The 15,316-nt window shown below is 65.5% G+C and carries 18 protein-coding genes and 1 pseudogene; 13 read left to right on the forward strand and 6 right to left on the reverse strand.

What is annotated here, in order from left to right; genetic code table 11:
- Positions 1-47 precede the first annotated feature (47 nt).
- Complete coding sequence (locus tag ACIP5Y_RS18750) at positions 48-317, forward strand: GlsB/YeaQ/YmgE family stress response membrane protein (RefSeq protein ID WP_400351509.1); 270 nt, start codon at positions 48-50, stop codon at positions 315-317.
- Between the two features lie 382 nt (positions 318-699).
- Entirely contained in the window at positions 700-873 is a 174-nt protein-coding gene (locus ACIP5Y_RS18755; protein ID WP_400351510.1) for a CsbD family protein, read from the forward strand.
- 93 nt (positions 874-966) lie between these two features.
- Here the strand turns inward: ACIP5Y_RS18755 and ACIP5Y_RS18760 are convergent, their stop codons facing one another.
- Positions 967-1,158 carry a hypothetical protein gene (locus tag ACIP5Y_RS18760; protein WP_400351511.1) on the reverse strand — a complete coding sequence of 64 codons (192 nt, stop codon included), beginning with the start codon at positions 1,156-1,158 and terminating at the stop codon, positions 967-969.
- A gap of 82 nt (positions 1,159-1,240) precedes the next feature.
- Between ACIP5Y_RS18760 and ACIP5Y_RS18765 the strand changes: the two genes are divergently transcribed.
- From ACIP5Y_RS18765 to ACIP5Y_RS18795, 7 genes are all read left to right on the forward strand, one after another.
- Positions 1,241-2,482 carry an MFS transporter gene (locus tag ACIP5Y_RS18765; RefSeq protein WP_400351512.1) on the forward strand — a complete coding sequence of 414 codons (1,242 nt, stop codon included), beginning with the start codon at positions 1,241-1,243 and terminating at the stop codon, positions 2,480-2,482.
- A 133-nt stretch (positions 2,483-2,615) separates the two neighbouring features.
- Positions 2,616-3,581, forward strand: a complete 966-nt coding sequence (locus tag ACIP5Y_RS18770) for a ferritin-like domain-containing protein (RefSeq protein ID WP_400351513.1) — start codon at positions 2,616-2,618, stop codon at positions 3,579-3,581.
- Between the two features lie 136 nt (positions 3,582-3,717).
- Positions 3,718-4,554 carry a SigB/SigF/SigG family RNA polymerase sigma factor gene (locus tag ACIP5Y_RS18775; protein WP_400351514.1) on the forward strand — a complete coding sequence of 279 codons (837 nt, stop codon included), beginning with the start codon at positions 3,718-3,720 and terminating at the stop codon, positions 4,552-4,554.
- A gap of 293 nt (positions 4,555-4,847) precedes the next feature.
- Positions 4,848-5,255, forward strand: coding sequence for an anti-sigma factor (locus tag ACIP5Y_RS18780; RefSeq protein ID WP_400351515.1), 408 nt, complete (start codon positions 4,848-4,850; stop codon positions 5,253-5,255).
- Positions 5,256-5,687: 432 nt separating this feature from the next.
- Entirely contained in the window at positions 5,688-6,818 is a 1,131-nt protein-coding gene (locus tag ACIP5Y_RS18785; protein ID WP_400351516.1) for an AI-2E family transporter, read from the forward strand.
- Between the two features lie 135 nt (positions 6,819-6,953).
- Positions 6,954-7,409: an anti-sigma factor gene (locus tag ACIP5Y_RS18790; protein WP_400351517.1), complete on the forward strand. Its 456-nt coding sequence runs from the start codon at positions 6,954-6,956 to the stop codon at positions 7,407-7,409.
- A 56-nt stretch (positions 7,410-7,465) separates the two neighbouring features.
- A complete protein-coding gene (locus tag ACIP5Y_RS18795) occupies positions 7,466-7,759 on the forward strand; it encodes a hypothetical protein (RefSeq protein ID WP_400351518.1) in 294 nt (97 codons plus the stop codon).
- Positions 7,760-8,177: 418 nt separating this feature from the next.
- Here ACIP5Y_RS18795 and ACIP5Y_RS18800 read toward each other — a convergent pair whose 3' ends face one another.
- Positions 8,178-8,585, reverse strand: coding sequence for a DUF4291 family protein (locus tag ACIP5Y_RS18800; RefSeq protein WP_400351519.1), 408 nt, complete (start codon positions 8,583-8,585; stop codon positions 8,178-8,180).
- Between the two features lie 365 nt (positions 8,586-8,950).
- On the opposite strand from ACIP5Y_RS18800, the gene ACIP5Y_RS18805 reads away from it, so the two are divergent.
- Complete coding sequence (locus tag ACIP5Y_RS18805; protein WP_400351520.1) at positions 8,951-9,145, forward strand: hypothetical protein; 195 nt, start codon at positions 8,951-8,953, stop codon at positions 9,143-9,145.
- A 97-nt stretch (positions 9,146-9,242) separates the two neighbouring features.
- Here ACIP5Y_RS18805 and ACIP5Y_RS18810 read toward each other — a convergent pair whose 3' ends face one another.
- Positions 9,243-9,560, reverse strand: coding sequence for an NIPSNAP family protein (locus tag ACIP5Y_RS18810; RefSeq protein ID WP_400351521.1), 318 nt, complete (start codon positions 9,558-9,560; stop codon positions 9,243-9,245).
- A gap of 26 nt (positions 9,561-9,586) precedes the next feature.
- On the reverse strand, positions 9,587-10,636 hold the full coding sequence (locus ACIP5Y_RS18815) for an LLM class flavin-dependent oxidoreductase (RefSeq protein WP_400351522.1): 1,050 nt from the start codon (positions 10,634-10,636) through the stop codon (positions 9,587-9,589).
- Between the two features lie 190 nt (positions 10,637-10,826).
- Here ACIP5Y_RS18815 and ACIP5Y_RS18820 point away from each other — a divergent pair, with 190 nt between their 5' ends.
- On the forward strand, positions 10,827-11,957 hold the full coding sequence (locus tag ACIP5Y_RS18820; RefSeq protein ID WP_400351523.1) for a serine hydrolase domain-containing protein: 1,131 nt from the start codon (positions 10,827-10,829) through the stop codon (positions 11,955-11,957).
- A 21-nt stretch (positions 11,958-11,978) separates the two neighbouring features.
- Here the strand turns inward: ACIP5Y_RS18820 and ACIP5Y_RS18825 are convergent, their stop codons facing one another.
- Entirely contained in the window at positions 11,979-12,680 is a 702-nt protein-coding gene (locus ACIP5Y_RS18825) for a TetR/AcrR family transcriptional regulator (RefSeq protein WP_400351524.1), read from the reverse strand.
- Positions 12,681-12,766: 86 nt separating this feature from the next.
- On the opposite strand from ACIP5Y_RS18825, the gene ACIP5Y_RS18830 reads away from it, so the two are divergent.
- Together ACIP5Y_RS18830 and ACIP5Y_RS18835 are read left to right on the forward strand one after the other, a co-directional pair.
- On the forward strand, positions 12,767-13,891 hold the full coding sequence (locus ACIP5Y_RS18830) for an FAD-dependent oxidoreductase (RefSeq protein ID WP_400351525.1): 1,125 nt from the start codon (positions 12,767-12,769) through the stop codon (positions 13,889-13,891).
- A 64-nt stretch (positions 13,892-13,955) separates the two neighbouring features.
- On the forward strand, positions 13,956-14,723 hold the full coding sequence (locus ACIP5Y_RS18835) for an SDR family oxidoreductase (RefSeq protein ID WP_400351526.1): 768 nt from the start codon (positions 13,956-13,958) through the stop codon (positions 14,721-14,723).
- A 29-nt stretch (positions 14,724-14,752) separates the two neighbouring features.
- Here the strand turns inward: ACIP5Y_RS18835 and ACIP5Y_RS18840 are convergent.
- Positions 14,753-15,289 (reverse strand): annotated as a pseudogene (locus ACIP5Y_RS18840) (TetR/AcrR family transcriptional regulator); the annotation flags it as partial.
- Positions 15,290-15,316 lie beyond the last annotated feature (27 nt).

Raw genomic sequence — 15,316 nt, forward strand, 5'->3', positions numbered from 1 at the left:
GGGTGACGGCACCTGATCTTGGTGCCCCGCATCCTGAGGAGGACCCCGTGCTCGGATTGGGAATCATCGGCTGGATCGTGATCGGTGGGCTGGCGGGCTGGATCGCCAGCAAGTTCATGGGTACGGACGCTCAGCAGGGCGTGCTGCTGAACATCGTCGTGGGTGTGGTGGGCGGCCTGATCGGCGGGTTCTTGTTGCGGCTGTTCGGTGTCGACGTCTCGGGCGGCGGACTGATCTTCAGTTTCGTCACCTGCCTGATCGGTGCCGTCATTCTGTTGTTCCTGGTCGGCCTGGTAACGGGTCGTCGATCGGCCTGATGGCCGGCTCTTGTTGACGGGTGCCTCCTTCAGACAGTCCTCGGGAGGCACCCGGCAAGCCAAGACGGGGCTCGCAGCCGCGCTGCACGGCCGTGACGCCCCATGCTCGCGTCATTGGGGACACGGGTGACATATCCGAAACTGTGCAGCAGCACCGATTTTACGCTCGCTGCCGTTCGAGATCCGAGACGGCGACACCGAATTCGCCGATTTCCGAACCTGATTCGCCGAGCGACGAAGGCTCGTCCGAATGGGTTGAGGCCCTTGACCCGAACGGTGGCGTAGCGACCGGAGTGAAAGTGTTTGAAATACGCTGTTCCGGCTATAGCCGGGTCGGCGGGCTGGATCGAGCAGGCGCGTCAGCCATGGAAGGGAAATTCGTATGAGTGCCACCGACAAGGCCAAGAACAAGCTCGACGACCTCACCGGGCAGGCCAAGGAGAAGTTCGGTCAGGCGACCGGTGACGAGGACAAGGAAAACGAAGGCAAGCTCGATCAGGCCAAGGCGAACCTCAAGGACGCCGGCGAGAAGGTCAAGGACGCCTTCCGTCACTGAGTCTGCGCTGTTCTCAGCCGGACCGGGAGCACCCATGGGTGCTCCCGGTCCGTGTTTTCGGTGCGCCCGAGGCCGGGCGGGCTGCCGTTCGGTTCAGTTGGCTGCGACACCGAGTTGCTGGATCAGGTCGCGCACTTCGCCGTAGCTGAGATTGGTTGTCACCGTGGCTGTTTCGGTGGACTGATCGACGTCCACATAGTCGATTTCGTTGCGACCGCGCAATTGCTGCTCGACCGCGCCGGCGCCTTCACGCGTGATATCGGGCAAACCGAGGGTGTAGGTCATGTGCAGCACATAGCCCGTCGGACGGGGTTGAAATCGCCGGCCTGGGGAAATGCCCAGATGTACAGCCGTTCGTAGGAAGCTCATGACCCTCGTCACTGATCAGCCCTCGCTTGCCTCGCTGCTCACCTCGGCACCGACCGGTATCCGCCGGACTGTGCTGTGGGGCGCCGCTATCACCGCCTTCGGCGGGCTGCTGTTCGGATCCGACACCGGGGTGATCTCCGGTGCATTGTTGTTCATCGGCAAGGACTTTCACGGGTTGTCCTCTGCGAACAGGGAGCTGCTGGTGGGCATCCTGCTGCTGGGCGCGGTGGTCGGGGCGGTGGTTGCGGGCAAGATCGCGGATCGGATCGGGCGGCGGCGCACGGTCCTGAGCACCGCACTGGTGTTCATCGTCGGGGTGCTGCTGGCCGCATTCTGCCCGGGCTATGTGGGGCTGCTGGTGGCACGCTTCGTGATCGGATCGGCGTCGATGGTGGTGCCGCTGTATATCGGAGAGTGTGTCCCGCCTCGCGACCGCGGGACGTTGGTCAGCTGTAGTCAACTGGCCATCACCTTCGGCATTCTGGCGTCGTATCTGGTCGACTTCGGGCTGTCTTCCAGCCAGAACTGGCGGCTGATGTTCGGGCTGGCAGTGGTTCCGGCGTTACTCATGTTCGTAGGCATGCTGTTTCGGCGCGAGGGCCCACAGTGGCCCATCGCCCAGGGACTGCTGAATCCGAAGGTCCGCTACGCGGTGGGCATCGGGATCGCGTTGGCGGCGTTCCAGCAGATCACCGGCATCGACACGGTCGTCTACTATGCGCCGACGCTACTGTCCGAGGCCGGGTTCGGCCAGGTGACGGCGTTGCTGGCCAACGTCGTCAGCGGGGCGGTCAATCTCGGTCTGACCCTGATCGCGATCCGGCTGCTCGACCGCACCGGGCGGCGTCCACTGCTGTTGACCGGAACTGCCGGCATGGCGGTCGGGATGCTGGTGGTCGGGGTGACCTTCCTGGCCTGCGGCAGTCATCTGCACGGTGTCGGCGCCTATGTCGCGGTCGGCGGGCTGTTGATCTACACCGGTGCGTTCGCGGTCGGGCTGGGGCCGGTGTTCTGGCTGCTGATCCGCGAGATCTATCCGGTGATGATTCGTGGCCGGGCGATGAGCGTGGCCACTGTCGCCAATTGGGGCGTGAACTTCGTCGTCACGGTGTCCTTCCTCACCCTGCTGGGGGTGGTCGGCAACGCGGGCACATTCTTTCTGTTCGGGTCCCTGACCGTTGTGGCGCTGGCCTACGTCTACCTGCGGGTACCCGAGTCCGAGACCCGCTGTCCTGCTTGAACCTTCCTGCTGCCGCCGACCGTAGGAGCGGAATCGGTTGGGGCGCAATGTTTCGGATCGTGGTGTCGGGTAGTCGCTGTAACGGTGCCACTGTGCGCCGACCTGATGCCGATATCGAAAGATGGGATTTCCCATGAACACACGCGATACCGCTACCTTGCTGGCGCAGCTACGCGCGGTGAGCGGTCTGACCCACACCGAGATCCAGACCGCCGACACCCGCACCGCGCAGGCACGCACCGAGGCGGTCCGCAACGAATTGTCGGAGACCGCCGACAATGCCCGCGATCGCGCCGCGAGCCTCGATGCCGCCATCCGTGAACTGGGCGGAGTGCCGGAGTTGATCGGACCGTTCCTGGGACGCGCGGTCGCGACGGTGCGAACCATCGGCGAGCAGGCCAGGCCTTTCGACGAGGCCTTGCTTGCCGATCTCGGCCTGGAGAATCAGCTGCTGGGCCGTGCTCGCTACATCAAAGCGCTCGCGACCGCGGCCGGCCGGACCGAGCTCGCCGATCTGGCGGACCGGTTGATCACCGCACACTCGGCGACCGCGGATTGGCTGACCACGGTGCTGGCCGAGGAAGCGCTCGGTGGCCCGGCCGCCTTGCGCCGCACCCCGATGCAAGCGGTCACCGGCACCGCGGTGCAACTGGTCAACGTTCCACTCACCTGGACCGCGCGCGGCCTCGACCGCGCGCTGGACGTCGTGCGTACTGTCCCGTCCGCACTCGGAGATGTGCTCGCCCGGGGCGCGCACGCCGGCGATGTCGCGGTCAAAGCGCTCACCGCTTCCCGCGATGCCGCGCTCGAGTCGGCCGAGGACGTCACCCGCCGCGAAGGCGGCACCGGCGCAGCGGACGGCCTGCACTCGGTGCGCACCAAGGCCGGTGTCCTGCAATCGCGCGAACTTCCCATCACTGACTTCGACGATTTGAACGTCAGCCAGGTAGTCGCCGCGATCAAGGAACTCACCAAGCCCTCCGACGTGCGCGCGATCCTCGCCTACGAGGAAACCAACAAGGACCGGCAGGGCGTCGTCTCAGCGGCGCAGACCCGGCTCTCGACGATCGCGCACGAGGTATCCGGCATCAACAACTGACGGGTCTGGATCGGAAGGCTGCCAGAGCGGGCTCGGCACCGAAGGCGTTGCCGGCCTCGGCGGTGTTTCGCGGACTCCGGAGCGGGTAACCGCACGACTACGCCGGAAGCTTCGCATCCACAGTGAGGACCTGGACATGTCAGCTGAATACGTGGCTCGGTCAGGAACGTCGTTCGAGGACGAGAGCCGGGGCGATTCATACGACAATATCGAGCCTTGGCTGCAGAAGCTGGCCACCCTGCCCGCGGGGTCCGCTGAACACGATCGACTGCGTGACGAGATCGTCGGCAAGTGCCTGCCGCTGGGAGAGCACATCGCGCGCCGCTACAGCGGGCGCGGCGTCGAGTTCGATGATCTGGCCCAGATTGCCGCGGTCGGGGTCATCTTGTCCGTGGATCGCTTCGACCCGAGTAATGGCGCCACCTTCTTGTCCTTCGCGGTGCCGACCATCATGGGCGAGGTCAAACGGTACTTCCGCGACAGCACCTGGGCCGTGCGAGTACCCCGGCGGCTCAAGGAGATTCAGCAACGCCTGGCCACCGCGGTGCCGGAACTGTCCCAGCGGCTGGGGCATCCGCCCACCGCGCGGGAACTCGCCACCCACCTCGACGCAGATCTGGCCGAGATCACTCAGGCCCTGATAGCCAGTAACTGCTACAGCGCCGACTCTCTGGATGCGAGTCGGTCGTCCACGGACGACGAGCACTCCGCCTCACCGCTGGACCGCCTCGCCGCCGAGGACCCCGGCTACAACCTGGTCGACGAGACACTCACCGCGGCGCCCTTACTGGAGGCGCTGTCCGAACGCGAGCGCAGCATCCTGATCATGCGTTACGGAGATGGCAAGACGCAGACCGAGATCGCCGACGCGATCGGTGTGTCGCAGATGCAGGTCTCGCGGCTGCTGTCGCAAACCCTGACCCGACTGCGCGGGCAGGCGCTGTCCTCGCCTGCGCTGGCAGGGGTCGCGTGAGGAGTGCTCGGAACACGCTGATTCCGAGTGGGTGAGGCGGTCCGGGCCTGCTCGTCCGGGCCCAGGGCAGCGCAGTCGGCAACCGCCGCACCGACAGCGCGTCTTCGAGCAGCCGGTAGCTGGGCGGCTCAGGGATACCCACCCGGGTGCCCGTTATTCGAACGCAATCCGGCGCAATGAATTTGCGAACGCCGTGACCGGCATCGATGGGGTGCGGTCGAAAGGCCACGGCCACGGACCCGCTAGTCTGCCCGCATCGGGCCATCGGGCAGCATGCGGAAACGGAGCGTGGCATGGGTACGACGGTAGGACTGCGGGTAAACGCGGAACCCGAACAGCTGACAATGTTGCGCGCCCTCGCCGAAACCGTCACTCTGCTGGCCGATTTCGATGTCGAGGAAGTCAATGACATTCGCCTCGTCCTCGACGAAGTGGCCACGATTTTGATCGGTGACGCCGTGTCCGGTTCGAAGCTCGACTGCGAGGTCACCTACGGCGGCGCCGAGGTCGCCGTGCGGGTCACCGCGGTCACCTCGTCGGAGAATGTGCTCGAGGACGTGGGATTGAGCTGGAATATCGTGCGGGCGTTGACCGATTCGCTCGATGCCACCCGAGGCGTCTATGCGCGGCCGGTCGGCGGGTATCCCACGGTCGTCGAGTTCCGCTGGGTCCGCGGCGAGCGTGGCCGCTCTCGGATTTGAGCAGAGCGAATTCCGGCTTGTGCGTGGGGGTCGGCGGAGAAAATGGCGACTTCGCGACCGGATAACGCGGTGTTGATCAGCGCTTCGTGCTGAACGCACGCGGGATATTCGATGGGCGAGCGGGCCGCCGGACGGGCTCGCCGATGAGCCGTCCGCCGCGACGGCCGATCCACACGATCGCGATCGGCGGGGAATCATCAGCGAGCGATCCGCTACCGACCCTGTTTGAGTTGATCGAGTGCGGGTATCCGCCGTGAGCTGGGAAATCGGTGGAATGCCGAGCGAAGCAGCGCGGTGCCCGAGAGTCGTGGCACCTCGGAGAGAACGGGTTCAGCTATTACCGAGCACAGTCGAGATGGCGGTTCCGGGACCGCCCAGCCGCCCGACGGCGACGCGAGTCTCCGGGCAGCCGACCATGGTCACAGCGATGTTGTGGCGCAACCGCATTCGGACGCCGAAGGTAGCCCCATCATCGCTGCGGAAGCCCGGGCCGCGCAGGTCAGCAGCGACGAGCATCCGTTCGGCAGACCCGGGCGGCGCTTCGACCGGCGTTCCCCGTTCATGATCGGGCTCGCCGGCGCGGCCGGGGTTGCGGTGACCTACGCGGGAATTCAGGCCTTGCTGGCCGCCGGTCAGGTGCTGCTGCTGATCGTCGTCGCCCTGTTTCTGGCCATCGGTATGGAACCGGCGGTCTCCTGGCTGGTACGCCCCTGGTTCCCGCGCTGGGCGGCGGTCACCACCGTGTTTCTGGTGGGTATCGGGCTGTTCGCGGGCTTTCTGGCGGCCGCGATTCCACCGCTGGTCACCCAGGGCGGCGCCTTGGTCCACAACGCCCCGGACTACGTCAACCACCTCGCGAGGCGCTACCCGTTCGTCAAGTCGCTCGATGAGCGGTTCCATCTGCACGATCATCTCCAGCAGTCACTGGGAACCGATTCGTCGCATCTGGTCAGCGGTGCGCTCGACGCCGGTCGCATGGTCTTCGGCATAATCAGCGGGATCGTCATTGTGGCGGTGCTGACCGCCTACTTCATGGCCAACTTTCCGCAGATCCGCTCGTCGATATACCGTCTGTTCCCGCATGATCGGCGCCCGCGTGCGATCCTTATCGGCGATGAGATCTTCGCCAAGGTCGGCGGATACATCCTGGGAAACCTGCTGATCTCGGCCATCACCGCGGGGCTGACGTTCATTTGGCTGCTCATTTTCGGCGTACCGTATCCGCTGCTGCTGGCGGTGCTGGTCGCCTTGCTCGATCTGATCCCCGTCATCGGATCGACCGTTGCCGGGGTCATCGTTGCCCTTGTCGCACTGACGGTTTCGCTGCCGGTCACCATCGCGACGATCGTCTTCTTCATCGTGCTGCGGCTACTGGAGGACTATCTGCTGGTGCCCAGGATCATCGGCCGGACAGTCCAGGTACCGGCGATGGTCACCGTCGTCTCGGTGCTGCTCGGCGGGGCACTGCTCGGCATCATCGGTGCGCTGCTGGCCATTCCGGTCGCGGCAGCATGCTTGTTGATCCTGCGTGAAACCCTGCTGCCGTCCCTGGATCGGCACTGACTTCGCGGATCGGCACTGGACTGGATGCGCCTGTTTCGTCAGCGATGTCTGAGGTACCTCGCAGGCGAGCGCGCATGTAGCCGGCCTCCCGGTTCGGCGATCGTCCGCTTACCGCGTGCGAGATTGGAGTACGGCATGAATGACGGGATTGCACAGCAGAATTCGACGCCGACGACGATCGGGTTGCGAGTGTCGGCGGAGCCCGGCCAACTGGTGATGTTGCGTGCCCTCGCCGAAACGGTGGGATTGGTGGCCGATTTCGGAATCGGCGAGGTCGGCGATATTCGGCTCGCCCTCGACGAAGTGGCCACGGAACTGGTCCGCAATGCGCAACCGGGCTCGATGCTCGATTGCGATCTGGCCTACGATGCCGACGGTATGACCGTTCAGATGACCGCACTCGAATCCTCCAGGGGCGTCATGACGGAGGAGAGCCTGAGCGGGGATATCGTGCGAACCCTGACCGTTGCGGTGCACACCTATCAAGAGGCGGCCAGTATCGCGGGCACAGGATTTCCCACCCTCGTCGAATTTCGTTGGCTGCGCACCTCACACGATCGACGCTACTGCGGAAATCCGGACAACTCATGAGAGGACGAGCCATGCGACACCTGCGAACAGGCCCTGCCGTCAGTGCTTTCTCCCTGATGGCCGTGCTGCTGACCGTCTTGCTCGCCTCGGGATGTGACCAGGCGAAGGAAGCGGTGAACAAGGGCGGCGACACGCCCTGCAACGAATTCATCGCCCAGGACAGTGACAAACAGCATGTGACCGTGCGCAAATACCTGCAGAACGACACGAACCTCACCACCAGCACGCCCGACGACAATACCGTCGACGGCGCGATTGCCGCGATCAACCTGATGTGCCGAGCACAGGCCAATGCCGCCACGCCGATCAAGAATGCCGACTTGACCGGCGTGCTCGTGCCGAAGAAATAGAACGAGATTGAGGACCGGCAAGCAGGGTACGACGGATATGAGAGGAATATCCGACAAGGGTTTTTATCGAACACTCCGTACGAACAGCTGCGAATCGCGAGCAACACCGTCAACGGCGACGGTATCTCAACGGCGAGGAAGGCGAGCGGATCGCTGCACATCGACCGATGCCGGGGTACGGTCACGGCCGATGGCTACGAAGGCTGCAAACCCGCCGATCGCGATGACGATGGTCGCCTCGATCGACTGAGCGCTGGGCGACGCCGTCCGCCGCGTGGGGACCGGAAGGGTCCGTCGTTACTGGAACGGGACGATCAGGGTGAGAATACCGACGGCCGCGACGCTACATCCGCGCGAGCGGGGTGAGATCACGGATCTCTCGTGTCCAGTCATTGACATAGCGGTCGACAATGTTCGGCTACAGGCCGACCTGGATGCTGCGGTGATCGAGCTTTGCGCCCTGGATCGAGTATTCCGGATCCCACTGGACATGCACCGCAGCATGTTTGAACATCGCCCGCCACTGCGCGGCACCGCTGTAGACGCGCCGCTCGGGACTGGTGAGCACTGCCTGAACGAGGGCTTCTTCCCACCCCTCCCGGGTGATCCGAACTGCGAGAATGCGTTCCTGACCGGGCTTGCGGGCCCAGTTGCTGCGATGCATGAGCCATCGGAAAGACGGCTTGATCCACGTCATCCGATGGAGCGAGAACGGCTCGACGAACTGTTGTGCCGCAACAGCGGCGGCGGCGATATCGTCGTTGAAGGCTTGATAGACGACGATGGTGTCGCGGTCGAAGTCTCCACGGATCTCGTAAGGATTCATAACCCGCGCAGACTACGACCGCACGGGCCAATGGCACCACCGCATTTTTTCCGTCACTAGTGGCTGATCGTTTCCGGATCCCGCACGGTGAAATGGTCTACGCCGCATCGAGAGACACCGCATCCTGGAGATATCTTGAGTCGATGTCCCGCGCTGGGGTTCTCCGGAGGGGTGCCGTATCTTCGCCGATATTCGCTGCCATGTACCGCTGTTCTCGTGGGCGGTGATCGCCGCACAGCGACTGACGAGGCGATGATCCCATCGGTTGTGCGGCGTCCGACGCCACTACGATCTCTCTCGCGATCTCCCGTGTGCCGGCGGCCGACCTGCCGCCCGGCGTGGGGTCTCCGAACAGAAAGCGTGGGATGCGAGGCTTCATTACCGATCCGGCCGGCCCGTCAGGACTGCGGCTTGCCGACGATCTGCCCGAGCCGATACCTGCGGCCGACGAAATCCTGGTCGAGGTCAGGGCTTTTGCGATCAATCGCGACAAGCGCAATCTGATCGCGCGGCGGCCCGACGGCTGGCGGCCGGAATCACTGGCCTACGCGCTCGGTTGAATCGCTGTAAGTATTTGGTGTAGTCCTACGCTGTTGATAGCGAGGTGGGATCAGCGTGTACTGAGGTGAGTTACAGGCCCGAGCGAACCGAATCCGATCAGGCATCCCGCCGGGGGAGTAGCGGGCGCATGAAGGTGCGTTCGTAGCGAAGTACGCAACCGCTCTCTTCGCGGATCCGATCGGCGTCGATGAAGTCGGGGTGGACGCCGAACAGAGTGCGGTACTGCTCGTAGTCGGCGAGGCTGGGGAAACTGAACAGCGCCAAGGCCTTGTCGCTGGCTCCCTCTGCCGGCAAGAAGTAGCCGTGGTGAGTTCCGCCGTGGCGGTCCACCAGCTCCATCCAGCGGCGACCGAACTGCTCGAATGTATCGATCTTCGCCGGATCGATGACGTACTCGACAACACAGGTGATCATGGTCGAGTCTGAGTCGATCTCCGGTTTCAGGGCCGGGATGGCGGCTGAGCCGGTCGGCAGGCTTCCATGACCGCGGTGATCGATTCCGGCTCCGGGCGGGCGGCTACTACTCGGACGATTGCGGTGTCGAGGCCCTCGGCGAGGCGGTGGAAGGCTGCGGCCGCGCCGGAGGCCGGGCCGAAATATCCCACCTGCTGGGCCAATTCCGTGGGGAATGCGTCGATCAGTTCGTCGTCGGAGGCGCCGCGGGCGCGGCGCTCTTCCAGCTCGGTCAGGGCCTCATCGAAACCCATTCGGCCGAAATGACCGCGGTATCCCAAGGCCTTGTCCATCCCGGGCCAGACCAGCGCGTAACCCATCAACGCCTTGACCAAGGCGCGTCGTGCGGCATCCACGTCGTCGTCGACGCAGATCCGGATGTATTCGGTCATGGTGACCTCGCCCGGATCGCGGCCGGCCGCCCGCGCGCCTTCGGCCACTATCGCGCGGCTGGCGGCCACCTGTTCCGGCGTGCACCAGTTGAGGCTGGCGCCGTCGGACGCCTCCCCGGCCAGTGCCAGCATCTTCGGGCCCAAGGCGCCCAGCACCACCGGCACTTTCGGCGGCTTGATGCCGAGTTGCACGCCGTGCAGGGTGAGGGCTCTGCCCTCGTGCTCCACCGTCTCCCCGGCCAGCAGGGCACGCAATGTCACCAGCCACTCACGCATCGTCCCGACGGGCCGCAGATTGCTGGGCAATCCGAGCGCATGCCGGAAAGCCGGGGCGTGCAGTGAGCCGGAGCCCACGCCGAGTACGAACCTGCCGCCGCTGATCTCACCGACCGTCGCCGCGCAGGACGCCAGCGAGGGCGCCGACCAGTATCCGATCGGGAGAACCGAGATGCCGGTCCCGATGCCGCCGGGCACCACCTCCGCGGTCGCGACCGACCATTGGGCACAGATGTGCGTGGCATCGCGGCCATTGCCGGCGTTGGTCCAGATGCTCTGGTATCCCAGGTCAGCGGCGAACCTGCCGAGCTCACGGTACTGATCCCAAGACAACCCGAGGCCCTGATCGAGCCCGACTCCGATCTCCATGCCGCACCTTCCCTGCCCGCGATCCGCCCGCGCGCGACTCGATGGTGACGTTCGCCTACCGACAATACCGAGGGCGAGTGAGCGTCCATGTCGGTAGTCCAGGCGAATTCGACTCTGCTACTCCAGTCCTGATGCGTTGCGGTACCGCAGTCCAATGTGCCTGTGTGGCATGGGTTCCTAGCGTCGGATCATGCGCATACGAGTTTTCGTCATCCTGACCTGCACCACCGCACTGCTGCCGGCTGCCTGCAGCGCACGCTCGGTCGAACCCACGGCCGGACCTTCGGCTGTCGTCGCTCGCTCGGACCGGGCGCGCGGTGATCTCGACGCGTTGGTTCGCTCGGGTGCTGTCGGGGCCATTGCCACCCTCACCGAGAACGGCGCCTCCACCGTCGTGACCTCCGGTCACGCCGATATCGCCGCAGGAACTCCGATCCCCGCCGGTCCCGCCGAGCATGTCCGGGTCGGCAGCATCACCAAGTCCTTCACCGCCGCGATCGTGCTGCAGCTGGTGGCCGAGCATCGCATCGACCTCGACCGGTCGATCGACACGTATCTGCCGGGTCTGCTCGCCGGTGATGGTGTGGACGGGCGTGCCATTACCGTCCGCCAGGTTCTCGGCCATCGAAGCGGACTTCCCGAACCGGCCGAATCCCCGGAGACCGATGAATACCTTGCGGCACGAGATGGCCGCACTTACACCCCGGCACAGGAGATCGCACTTGCCTTGCGGCGCCCCGCGCAGTTCGCTCCCGGCACGCAGTTCAAGTACACCAACACTAATTACATCGTCGCGGGCATGCTGATCGAGGCGGTGACCGGGCACCGCTACACGGATGAGCTGCGCGACCGCATTCTCACTCCGCTGGGCCTGTCGGACACCTACCTGCCGGCCACCGGGGAAACCGCTCTGCGCCAACCACATCTCGACGGCTACGGCATCGTCGACGGCACTGTCACCGACGAGACGCGCATCGAGCCCTCGCTGCCATGGGCATCGGGCGCACTGGTCAGCACCGGCGCCGACCTCAACCGGTTCTTCCTCGCGCTGCAGGCGGGGCGCGTGGTACCGCAGACGCTGCTGGCGCAGATGCTCGACGGATCCGATATGGGTCAAGGCGACGGCATGTCCTACGGGCTCGGGCTCGGTTACACCCAATTGTCGTGCGGCACACAATGGATCGGCAATGTCGGTGGCGTGCAGGGTTTCTCCGCCATCTCCGGCATGGTGACGGGCGGGCGTGCGGTCACCTTCTCCTACACCGGCACACCCTCCAGCGTCGATATCCGCAAACTGCTCACCGACACGCTCTGCGACTGAAAACTCCGGTCGCAGTGGTTCTTATCGAGTGGCGTTGTCCTCGCTCGTGCGGTTCACGGTCTCGATGCCGGCGAGAATGAGATCGATGCCGGCGAGGAACTGCGCGCGGTCATCATGTTCGCGTAGTTGTGCTCCGGCTCTGTGCATGGACGGGTATCTGGCGGGGTCGAGTTGCGTCCACTGTGCGGCGACGGTGGCGAGGAAGGCTGCTCGGTCCAGCTTGCTGTTGGCGAGCGCACGGGCGTTGGCGGCGTTCTGCCCGGCGACGCCGAGAATGTAGTTCACGAGCACGCCCGCGGAGTCGGACAGCGCCTGCTGGGGGACGCCGAGGGCTTGCAATTGCGTGCTGACGCTCTCATAGATGTCCAATAGTGCTGGGCGCCAAGGCTCTCGGGAGAGTTGGGCACCGACCCAGGGGTGAGCGTCGATCGCGTCGAAGAGGCCGAGTGCGATGGCGCGCAACGTTTGCCGAGGTTCGGTGTGGTCGGTGAGGCCGGTCACGATGCGAGTGATGACGTGTTCGGTGGCCGCTGCGAGCAGGTCGTTGCGGTCCGCGACGTGGTGATATATCGCCCCGTATCCGGTGGTCAGCCGTACGGTGAGCGCCTTGAGGGTCAGCGCGTCCTCGCCCTCGGCGTCGAGGATTTCGGTTGCGGCGCTGACGATCACGTCCCTGGACAGCGCTTGCTTGCGTCGGGGTGCCCGTTGCGGCTCGGTCGCCATGAGCCCTATTCAACCACGTTTGGATCGTCGCTCCAAAACTGTGCTAGCGTGTTTGGAGTGGCAATCCAAACGCTCGGAGAAATGCGATGACTACACCGATCACCGTCGTCGGGGCCGGTCTGGGCGGTCTCGTCCTGGCTCGCGTCCTGCATATGAATGGCCTCCCGGTCACGGTCTACGAAGCGGAGGGCTCGGCGGCCGCGCGCACCCAGGGCGGACTGCTCGACATCCACCCCTGGAACGGTCAACCGGCGCTCGCGGCGGCCGGATTGATCGAGCAGTTCCGCCGCCTCGTCCTGCCGGGCCGCGAGTCCTATCGCGTGCTGGACCGAGCCGGGACCGTGCTGCTCGACCGACTCGACGACGGCACCGGCGAGCGCCCGGAGGTCTCGCGCGGCGAACTGCGGCAGTTGCTGCTGGATTCGCTCCCGGACGGCATCGTGCACTGGGGACGTAAGGTCGGCAAGGTACGGGCCCTCGGCGCGGGCCGCCACGAACTGAACTTCGCCGACGGCGACACCCTCGTCACGAACCTGCTGGTCGGCGCGGACGGGGCATGGTCGCGGGTCCGGCCGGTACTGTCCACCGCCACCCCGGAATACGCGGGCGTCACCTCCGTCGAGTACCTCATGTTCGACGCGGACACCCGTCATCGCGCTACCGCCGATGCGGTCGGCGACGGGTCGCTGTACGCGCTCGCACCGGGCCGGGGATTTCTGGCCTACCGGGGGAGAGGCGGCACTCTGCACACCTACGCGCAGGTCTCGGCACCACAGGACTGGCTCGCCGGCACCGACACAGCCGACGGTGCAGCGGTATCGAGGCGGGTCATCACCGAATTCGACGGCTGGGCACCGGAATTGACCGCGCTGATCACCGACAGCGACACCCCGCCTGTCGTGCGCCCCCTCTACACCCTGCCGGTAGGGCACCGTTGGGCCCGGGTGCCCGGAGTGACCCTGCTCGGCGACGCCGCCCACCTCGCGCCCCCGAACGGTGAGGGCGCCAACACCGCCATGCAGGACGGCGCCGAACTCGGCCGGGCCATCGCCGCGCACCCCGGCGACATCGAAGCCGCACTCGCCGAATACGAACAAGCCATGTTCGCGCGCACCGCCGCTGCAGCGGGCGACGAGGACATCTACGACCTCATGCTCGGCGACGACGCGCCCCACAGCTGGATCGCCATGATGAACAACGCCGAACCGTAACAGCCGCAACGCTATCGAGGAGGCATCGAGCCTGCGAGTGCGGGACGTGGTACATGTGGAGCGTATGAGCGATCTCATCGATCTGGCCGGTAGGACGATCATCGTCACCGGTGCCTCTTCCGGAATCGGCGCGGCCACCGCGCGCCGATTGCACGCTGCCGGTGCGCATCCCGTGCTGGCCGCGCGGCGCGCCGACCGATTGGCCACGCTGAGTAAGGAACTCGATGGCGCGCTGGCCGTTCCAACGGACGTGACCGACCCGCTGCAGGTGCGCGACCTGGTGGCCGCCGCTCTCGATCGGCATCAGCGCATCGATGGGCTGGTCAACAACGCCGGCGCCGGCTTCGACGGGCCATTGGACCGCGTCGACCCGGTCGAGTTCACCCGGATCCTGCAACTCAATGTGGTCGGTCTGCTGACGATGACGCAAGCCGTGCTGCCCACCATGCGTGCGCAGCGTTTCGGGCGCATCGTGAATATCAGCTCCGGCACTACCCGCCGCGTCGCCGTCGGCGTGGGCGCTTACGCTTCGACCAAAGCTGCGGTCAACATGCTCAGTAGTGTGCTGACCCAGGAGCTGGCCGGTGACGGTATTGCGGTGTCGCTGTTGCTGCCCTCGATCACGGCCACCGAATTCGGCGACGGCCTCTTCACTCTCGGCGCTTCGCCCCGTCCGGGCATGGTGGTGCAGAGCCCGGATTATGTGGCCGGGTTTGTGCTGCGGCTGCTGCGTACCGGTGAGGAGTCCTTCGACATCCCGCACGGACCGGAACAACCCGACCTCGCTGCCCCGTCGCCGGTGCGCAAGCCGTCGAGTGTGATCGACAAGTAGGTGTCCGCACGTGGGCGAGGGTCGCCGTCGCCGAGGCGGGCGGCGTAGATGACTCCGCACACCAGACGCCGGAAGTCGTCGGCATCGACACCGTCACGAATGCGGCCCTGATCGCGGGCGCGGGCGAGCGTCGCGTCCGCGATGCCGGCGAGTGTGTGTTTGAGCTGGGTGGTGCGGGCGTCTGCATCGGTTGCCGCGCTCAGTATTTCGGCCAAGGCCGGGTCGGCGAGCAGGTGGGTGATCGTGCTGCGCGTCAGCTGTTCGAGGCTGTTCCAGGGGTCCGGCTCGGTGGCGGCGCGCTCGGCGTCGTCGACGAGTTGGGCGAGCCGGTCGGTGGCGATGGCCTCCAGAAGATGCCGCGGAGTGGGGAAGTGCCGGTATACGGTGCCGACGCCGACGGCCGCGCGGCGCGCTATCTCATTGAGCATCAAGGACATATCGCCCTCGCGGACCGCTGCTCGCGCGGCTTCGAGTACCTGATCCCGGTTGCGGGCGGCATCTGCGCGTAACCGGGGCGGCTCGGCTCTGCTGGTCATCGTCCGATCATAGCCAAGCGGATCGCTCATCCAATCGGATGGTCTATCCGTTTGATG

This window comes from Nocardia sp. NPDC088792 (assembly GCF_044750615.1).
Lineage (GTDB): Bacteria > Actinomycetota > Actinomycetes > Mycobacteriales > Mycobacteriaceae > Nocardia.

Bases quoted from the DNA above. Each gene is read 5' to 3' on its own strand.
- ACIP5Y_RS18760 (WP_400351511.1), bottom strand. From the start codon at position 1,158: ATGACCTACACCCTCGGTTTGCCCGATATCACGCGTGAAGGCGCCGGC.
- ACIP5Y_RS18780 (WP_400351515.1), top strand. From the start codon at position 4,848: ATGGGTACGACGGTAGGACTGCGGGTAAACGCGGAACCCGAACAGCTG.
- ACIP5Y_RS18820 (WP_400351523.1), top strand. From the start codon at position 10,827: ATGCGCATACGAGTTTTCGTCATCCTGACCTGCACCACCGCACTGCTG.
- ACIP5Y_RS18800 (WP_400351519.1), bottom strand. From the start codon at position 8,585: ATGAATCCTTACGAGATCCGTGGAGACTTCGACCGCGACACCATCGTC.
- ACIP5Y_RS18770 (WP_400351513.1), top strand. From the start codon at position 2,616: ATGAACACACGCGATACCGCTACCTTGCTGGCGCAGCTACGCGCGGTG.
- ACIP5Y_RS18815 (WP_400351522.1), bottom strand. From the start codon at position 10,636: ATGGAGATCGGAGTCGGGCTCGATCAGGGCCTCGGGTTGTCTTGGGAT.
- ACIP5Y_RS18810 (WP_400351521.1), bottom strand. From the start codon at position 9,560: ATGATCACCTGTGTTGTCGAGTACGTCATCGATCCGGCGAAGATCGAT.
- ACIP5Y_RS18825 (WP_400351524.1), bottom strand. From the start codon at position 12,680: ATGGCGACCGAGCCGCAACGGGCACCCCGACGCAAGCAAGCGCTGTCC.
- ACIP5Y_RS18775 (WP_400351514.1), top strand. From the start codon at position 3,718: ATGTCAGCTGAATACGTGGCTCGGTCAGGAACGTCGTTCGAGGACGAG.
- ACIP5Y_RS18755 (WP_400351510.1), top strand. From the start codon at position 700: ATGAGTGCCACCGACAAGGCCAAGAACAAGCTCGACGACCTCACCGGG.
- ACIP5Y_RS18790 (WP_400351517.1), top strand. From the start codon at position 6,954: ATGAATGACGGGATTGCACAGCAGAATTCGACGCCGACGACGATCGGG.
- ACIP5Y_RS18835 (WP_400351526.1), top strand. From the start codon at position 13,956: ATGAGCGATCTCATCGATCTGGCCGGTAGGACGATCATCGTCACCGGT.
- ACIP5Y_RS18765 (WP_400351512.1), top strand. From the start codon at position 1,241: ATGACCCTCGTCACTGATCAGCCCTCGCTTGCCTCGCTGCTCACCTCG.
- ACIP5Y_RS18805 (WP_400351520.1), top strand. From the start codon at position 8,951: ATGCGAGGCTTCATTACCGATCCGGCCGGCCCGTCAGGACTGCGGCTT.
- ACIP5Y_RS18830 (WP_400351525.1), top strand. From the start codon at position 12,767: ATGACTACACCGATCACCGTCGTCGGGGCCGGTCTGGGCGGTCTCGTC.
- ACIP5Y_RS18795 (WP_400351518.1), top strand. From the start codon at position 7,466: ATGGCCGTGCTGCTGACCGTCTTGCTCGCCTCGGGATGTGACCAGGCG.